Consider the following 7,501-nt stretch of genomic DNA (forward strand, 5'->3'; position numbering starts at 1 on the left):
CCAAAGGCACGCTGAATGATGTGGTGCAGCTGCGCCAAATTCATGTCGCTGCGGACTATCAGCCGACGCCACACCGGCGGCTTGGACCCCTTCAGCATGACCTTGAGCTGCAGCAGCCGGGTCTGCCGGCCGGGCTTCGGCGCCGGCCCGCCTCGGTAGTTGATGCCGGCCATGTCCTCCCAGTCGTCGTCCCCTTCGGCATCCGAAAGCGACAGGGCATGCTGCATCACTGCAGCCACGGCCGGTTTCAAGGCTGGGAGGACCTGAATGCCCGGTTCCATGGTCAGCAGCCCCAATTCGGACAGCCCTTGCAGCCGGGACCTCACGACACCCGCAACAAAGGTGTCCTGTGTGGGCTCGCCGGTGTTCACCAGCTCATCAAGTTGTTCGAGACCCGCCGACTTGCCACTGGCTGCTTCGAACAGCAACTCCGACTCGACCATGGCGGCGTCGGCGATCCACGGATCCCAGTCGGCCTCCCCATGAACGGCAACGAGCAGGTACTTGGCCACGAAATCTCGCAGGATGCCCAACCTGCCCGGGTGCCCGGGCGCCAGGAATTCCGCTGTGAACGCGGTGGGCCAAACCCTGGTGGAACCAATATTGATCAGTCCGCTGGCCTGCATAGAAACCCAGAACTTCATGAGCTCTGGCAGTTCATTCATGGACCGGACGGTGAGGATCTCTCCTGTGGGCAAGTCGGCCTCCTCAAAGAAGTGCACTTGTTGCCGTTTGGCATTCGGCTTTCCGCCCTTCGCCCGCACGCCCACGGCGGCGGCGACCGCTTCGAGATCCTTCAGGCGCAGCAAGCCCGTGGAGGTCACATCCTTGCCGTCTCCCAACCATTTCAGGAGCACGGTCAGCCGGCTTGCCAGCGCGGTCCCCTCCAACGACGCCAGTTCCTCCTCCGGTGCCAAGTCAGGCCCGTCAAGTTCGGCAGCGGCGTCGTCCTCATCCATGTGGAAGAGCGCGTGGATCCGCTCATAGTCCTCCTCCGTGCCGGTCCATGCCCCCGTCAGGCCCAGGAACTCCACGTAAAGATGGGCGGACCCGAAGGCGAACACAACAGCGTCGTCGCCGCCCCTAACGCCATCGCGGGCCTCGTACAGCCCTCCAAGCGCCCTTCCGAACGGTTCCGGCTCGAAATCAGTGGCCGATGACGATGACGTCAAGTCAAAGTACACCAGCACCAGCATCTTTACCGGCTGCAGGAAGTTCATCGCGTCCTCCGCAGACAGGCCATGGGTGTCCTTGCACCATTGAACAAATGCAGGCACAACGGCGTCCACGGCACGTGCGGCGCGCAGCTCAGCAACAGACATGACGTGCTTCAGTTCTGGCTGATCCTGGGTCTTCTTGGCCATGGTGTTCCTCCGAATGGATGACGTGCGGGTGCCGACCACACATTCTATCGACGGCGGCAGCTCGGTGGACATGTAAAGAAAAGGCCAAAAAGTTCAAACGTCAGCGGAACATGCAAAGAATGTTGCAACGTTTTTCCACAGCCGCGGCGTCCTTCGCTGCCAGTCAGGCGAAGCTTCAGGCGAAGTCGTCCTTGAGGATGTTCGGCAGGAAGCCCAGCTCATCCAGCTGCCTGATGATGAACGGGGTGAGCGGTCCGGGGGCCATGACCAGCTGGTAGCTGCGTTTGCCCTCTGCAATGGGCTGGATCAGCTTCCTGTCGACAAGCTTGCGAATCTGCTGGCTACGACTCGAAACCGAACCTGGCAGCGCAGCCTCCAAGTCAGATGCCTTGACTTCCGTCAACCGACCTACGACATCAAGCACCGCAGCATCCTGGCGCGAGAGCGCACCAGCATCGACTCCCCGCTTGATGGATGGTCGCAGCAAGCTGTCCAGGACAAATGTACTGTCGCTGAGCTTGTTCAATTTCTGCATGTCTTCGAGGATGCCGTTCAAGAGGTAGGCGCACCATTGGACGATGTCGTTCGGCTCCAGCGTGTCCGCCTGTTCCAACATGCTGTAGTAGCGGGCCCTGTCGGATCCGAACACGGCGGTTGGGTTGACTGCCCGGTACATGCCGGAATCGCTAAGTCCTTGGGACACCAAGGTGGCATAGGTAAACAGCCGGCACACACGGCCGTTTCCATTGCCAAAGGGATGTATCCAGACGAAGCGATGGTGCGCTATGGCGACTTTGAGAAGATCGAAACTCTGTTCAACCGGACTGTTCACAAAGTCCAACAGCTCGGACATGTCACCCTGCACGGAAACAGCTAGCGGTGGAACGTGGTCTGACCCACCAATGGTGACCTCGTCCGTTCTGTAAGAACCGGGCGTCTTGTCCCCCTCGCGCTTCAGCCCATCAACGGCTATCTTATGGAGCTCCCGCACCAAAGCGTGCGTTATGGGCGTCCCCGGTTGCACCACGGTGTCCACAAAGGCCGCAGCTTCCTGCAGATTGATGATTTCCTGGACGCCCTCGGCAAGCGTTACATCGTTGCCGGCAGATGCCACCGCGCCCTCAATAGCGTCAACAATGGAGGTCCTGTTGCCTTCGATGCGTGCACTCATGATGCTGGACATCAGCTGGAACAATGACTTCAGCTGCATAAACACTGCAGGATGAGTGGTTCCGGTGCTCAAGTCTCCGCGCAATCTTTCAAGTACGATGATGGATCCAGCCAGCGGGGAGCTGAAGGAAAACTCAGGAAACTCAATTTTTTGCATGACAGGAACTTACCACTGACATCGCAACAACTTAGGCAGAGTCCAAAAATTTCCCATAGTTTCAATGTTTTTGAGACTTCAAAACTCGTAGACAATTAATCTTGGAACTCACAGGAACTTAGAATCAAGCAACTCGGACTTGCGTGCGACCTACAATTCGGCGCAGCCATCCAACCACCGATAACCCCTCCTACCGGGTCACACTGCGGCGGCCGGAGCCCGTGCTGATACCGTCAACATCAAGTGCAGAATCACGCGGGGGAGATCAACCATGGCAGTGGCGGGAACGGGCTTCTCCGAGGCCGATTGGGAGGGCCTTGCCCTGGAACAGTTGGCCGAGCCGCTCGGCTGGAAACCCGTCCACGGCGAGGACATTGCCCCCGGCAGGGGCGAGCGTGAATCGTGGTCGGAACCGCTCATCCGGCCCCGGATGCTCGCCGCCCTCCAAAAGTTCAACCCCACCGTCCCGCTGCAATACCTCAAGCAGGCCCTGGCGGAAATCACCTCCCCCAAGTCCAACGACGCCATCACCGAAAACCAACGCATCCACGCGTACCTGGTCCACGGCTACCGGCTCAGCTACATCGACGCCGACGGCACGGACGTCAACGCCACCATCCACCTGCTCAGCACCGACCCCGACCAAAACAACTGGCTTGCCGTCAACCAGGTCACCCTTGTGGCCGGCGACTACAAACGCCGCTTTGACCTGGTGCTGTACTGCAACGGCATGCCGTTGAGCATCATCGAACTGAAAAAGGCCGGCAGCGCCCAGGCCGACCTCGCCGCCGCCCACGCCCAGCTGCAGACCTACCTGCGCGAATTCCCCATGGCCTTCCGCTTCTGCGTCTTCACCCTCGCCAGCGACGGCATCCAGGCGAAATACGGCACCCCCTTCACCCCGTTCAACCACTTCTCCCCCTGGAACGTGGACGACGACGGCGTGCCCGTGCCGCCGGGGTTCACCCTGGAAGGAGAGGCAGTCACCGGCATGGAGACCGCACTGCAGGGCCTGTACAACCAGGACCGGTTTCTTCAGTTGCTCAACGACTTCACCGCCTTCGACGAAAACGCGGACGGATTGAGCAAGCGCATCGCGAAGCCCCACCAGTACTTCGCCGTCACCAAGGCCGTGGGAAACACTGTCCAGGCGGTCGAATCCAATGGGAAGGCCGGCGTCGTCTGGCACACCCAGGGCTCGGGCAAGTCCATGGAAATGGAGCTCTACACCAACCGCGTGATCCGGCACCCACGGCTGAAAAACCCGACGGTGGTGGTCATCACCGACCGCAACGAGCTCGACGGCCAGCTGTACGAGACATTTCTGCAAAGCCAGCTGCTGCCCGAGACGCCGCGGCAGATCCGCCGCCGCTCCGAGCTGCGGGACGAGCTGGGCAACCGCACCACCGGCGGCATCTACTTCACCACGCTGCAAAAGTTTGGCCGCAGCCAGGCCGAGAAGGAGGCGGGCACCGACCATCCGCTGCTCAGCGACCGGCGGAACATCATCGTGGTGGTGGATGAGGCGCACCGCAGCCACTATGACGACCTGGACGGCTACGCCCGCCATCTGCGCGATGCCCTGCCGCATGCCACTTTGATCGCGTTCACCGGCACGCCGATCTCCTTCGCGGACCGCAACACCCGCGACGTCTTCGGCGACTACATCGACATCTACGACCTCACGCGTGCCGTGGACGACGGCGCGACCGTGCCCGTCTACTTTGAGCCTCGACTGATCAAGGTGGGGTTGGCCGGGTCGGTGACTGAGGAGCAGCTGGACGCCGCAGCCGACGACGCCACGGTAGGCTTGGATGTGACCGAGCGTGCGCGCATTGAGGCGAGCGTCGTCGTCGTCAACGCCGTGTACGGCGCACCGGAACGCATCGCCGCCCTGGCCACGGACCTGGTGGAGCACTGGGAAGGCCGGCGGGCCGCCATGCACAAGTTCATCTCCGTCCCGGGCAAGGCCATGATCGTGGGCGGCACCCGGGAGATCTGCGCCAAGCTGTACAGCGCCATCGTGGAGCTGCGCCCGGAGTGGCACTCGGATGACTTGGCGAAGGGCAAGATCAAGGTGGTCTACTCCGGCGACGCCACCGACACGCCCCCGGTGTCCGAGCACGTGCGCCGCGACTCGCAAAACGCAGTCGTCAAGGCCCGGCTCAAGGACCCTGATGACGAGCTGGAACTGGTGATTGTCAAGGACATGATGCTCACCGGCTTTGACGCGCCGCCGTTGCACACCCTGTACCTGGACCGGCCGCTGAAGGGTGCATTGCTCATGCAGACCCTGGCCCGCGTGAACCGCACCTTCCGCGGCAAGGAAGACGGACTGCTGGTGGCCTACGCGCCGCTGGCCGACAACCTGGCCAAGGCGCTAGGCGAGTACACGCAGTCAGACCAGGCCAACAAGCCTGTGGGCAGGAATGTGGACGAGGCCATCGCCATGACCGTCACGCTGCTGGGGACGCTCGGGCAGCTGTTGGCCGGCTTCGACTGGAAGGCCGTGCTGAACAAGGGCGGCCCCAAGGCGTGGATCAACGCCGCAACCGGGGCCACCGCCTACCTGCGCGACCCCGCAACACCGGGGAACGCGCCGTCGGACGGGGAAACCCTGGCATCGAAGTACCGGCGGTACAGCGGGCAGCTGTCGCGGGCCTGGGCACTGTGCTCGGGCTCGACGGCACTGGCCCAGCTGCGTCCCGACGTGCAGATGTACGAGGAAATCCGGGTGTGGATGGCCAAGTACGACGCCGCCGACCGCCAGGCCTCCGGCGAGCCGATCCCCGAGGACATCCAACGGCTGCTGGGCGAGTTGATTGCGGGGGCGACGGCATCCGGCGAAGTCCTGGACATCTACGCCGCCGCCGGCATGCCCAAGCCTTCACTGGATGACCTGACGCCCGAGTTCATCGCCAAGACCAAGGGCGCACGGAACCCGCAGCTGGCCATCGAGGCGCTGCGCAAGCTGGTGTCCGAGGAGTCGGTGGCGACGACGCGGAACAACATTGTGCGCCAGCGCGCGTTTTCCGAGCGCATCACCGATCTGATGAAAAAGTACACGAACCAGCAGCTCACTTCTGCTGAAGTCATTGCCGAGCTGGTGGCGATGGCGCAGGAGATCTCGCAGGAAGCCGAGCGGGGCAAGGCCTTTGACCCTCCCTTGAACCCGGACGAGCTGGCCTACTACGACGCCGTGTCGGAGAACGAATCCGCTGTGGATGTCATGGGCACGGGTGTCCTGGCGGAAATTGCCCGGCAGCTGGTTGGGGTCATGCGCAGGGACATCCGCACCGACTGGACGGTCCGCGACGACGTCCGCGCCAAGCTCCGCTCATCCATCAAGCGGCTCCTGGTCCGCAACGGCTACCCGCCGGACAAGCAGCCGGAGGCCATCAAGCTGGTCATGGAACAAATGGAATCCATGGCGCCAAGGTTCGCGGAGGCGCCAGAATGAGCGACAAGAGGCAAACCAAACTACTGAAGGGTCAAGTCAATGAATGAGATTATCTGCCCAAACTGTAATAAAGCATTCAAGATTGACCAAGCCGGATACGCCGATATTTTGAAGCAGGTCCGCGATGGCGAATTTGAGGAAGCACTTCATGTGCGACTTGAACTAGCGGAAAAGGAAAAGCAAGCCGCCCTCGAGCTTGCCGAGGCAAAGGCAACGGCCGAACTCGAGAAGGCCGCCGCAGCAAAAACCACTGAGATTGAGCGACTCAAAGAAGCGCTCAAGGCTAGGGAAGTTGAAAAGCAGCTGGCAGTCAGCTCGGCCGTAACTTCGCTCGAGAAGGAACGAGACGCTCTTGCACATGATCTCGAAGCGAAGGGTTCTGAACAGAAAGCGCTTCAAGTCCGGCTTGAGGAAGCCGCCAAAGAGAAAAATACTGCCGTAGAGCTGGCTGAAGCCACCCTCACAAACAAGCTCCAAGTCGAGGATGCGGCAAAAGCGGCCGAAATCCTACGACTCAAGGAAGAGCTGAAATCACGCGACGTCTCGAAACAGCTGGCTGTCACTGAAGCAGTGCAAGGGCTTGAAAAGCAGCGTGACGACCTGGCCCGCGATCTCTCGGCGAAAGAGACTGAGCAGAAGTTGCGCGAATCGACCATGAAGGAAACTCATGCAGCCGAGCTGAAATCCAAGGACGAGATGATCGCCTATTACAAGGAACTCAAGGCGAAACTCTCTACGAAACTGGTCGGTGAAACCCTCGAACAGCACTGCGAAATCGAATTCAACCGGATCCGTTCGGCCGGCTTCCCGCGGGCCTACTTCGAAAAGGACAACGACGCTCGAAGCGGGAGCAAGGGTGACTACATTTTCCGCGAAGAAGACACAGAGGGTACGGAATTCATCTCAGTAATGTTCGAGATGAAGAATGAAGGCGATGAAACAGCCACAAAGAAGAAAAATGAGGACTTCTTCAAGGAACTCGACAAGGACCGAAACGAGAAGGGCTGCGAATACGCCGTGCTGGTCTCGCTGCTGGAGTCGGACAGCGAGCTGTACAACGGCGGCATTGTTGATGTCTCGCACCGGTACCCGAAGATGTACGTTGTGCGACCCCAGCTATTCATCCCCATCATTACGCTTCTGCGAAATGCCGCGCTGAATTCCTTGGAATACAAGACTGAGCTTGCCCGTGTACGGGAACAAAATGTAGACGTTACCAACTTCGAGACTGCCTTGGACTCCTTCAAAACCGGTTTTGCAAGGAACTACGATCTGGCGTCCCGAAAGTTTAAAGACGCTATTGACGACATCGACAAAACGATCGATCGCCTCCACAAAGTAAAGGAATCG

3 protein-coding genes and 1 pseudogene are annotated in these 7,501 nt (G+C 60.4%); 2 read left to right on the forward strand and 2 right to left on the reverse strand.

Annotation, left to right across the window (positions count from 1 at the left end):
* Together G6035_RS19845 and G6035_RS18995 are read right to left on the reverse strand one after the other, a co-directional pair.
* Window positions 1-1,364: pseudogene (locus G6035_RS19845) on the reverse strand (plasmid pRiA4b ORF-3 family protein); the annotation flags it as partial.
* A 175-nt stretch (window positions 1,365-1,539) separates the two neighbouring features.
* The gene (locus tag G6035_RS18995) at window positions 1,540-2,691 is read right to left on the reverse strand and encodes a Fic family protein (RefSeq protein ID WP_176618666.1); all 1,152 of its coding nucleotides are present in this window, start codon (window positions 2,689-2,691) and stop codon (window positions 1,540-1,542) included.
* 271 nt (window positions 2,692-2,962) lie between these two features.
* Between G6035_RS18995 and G6035_RS19000 the strand changes: the two genes are divergently transcribed.
* Entirely contained in the window at window positions 2,963-6,151 is a 3,189-nt protein-coding gene (locus G6035_RS19000; protein ID WP_176618667.1) for a type I restriction endonuclease subunit R, read from the forward strand.
* 39 nt (window positions 6,152-6,190) lie between these two features.
* On the forward strand, window positions 6,191-7,501 hold a 1,311-nt coding region (locus G6035_RS19005), incomplete at its 3' end, for a DUF2130 domain-containing protein (RefSeq protein WP_176618668.1).

The sequence above is a fragment of the Arthrobacter sp. SDTb3-6 genome (genome assembly GCF_013376095.1).
Classification (GTDB): domain Bacteria; phylum Actinomycetota; class Actinomycetes; order Actinomycetales; family Micrococcaceae; genus Specibacter.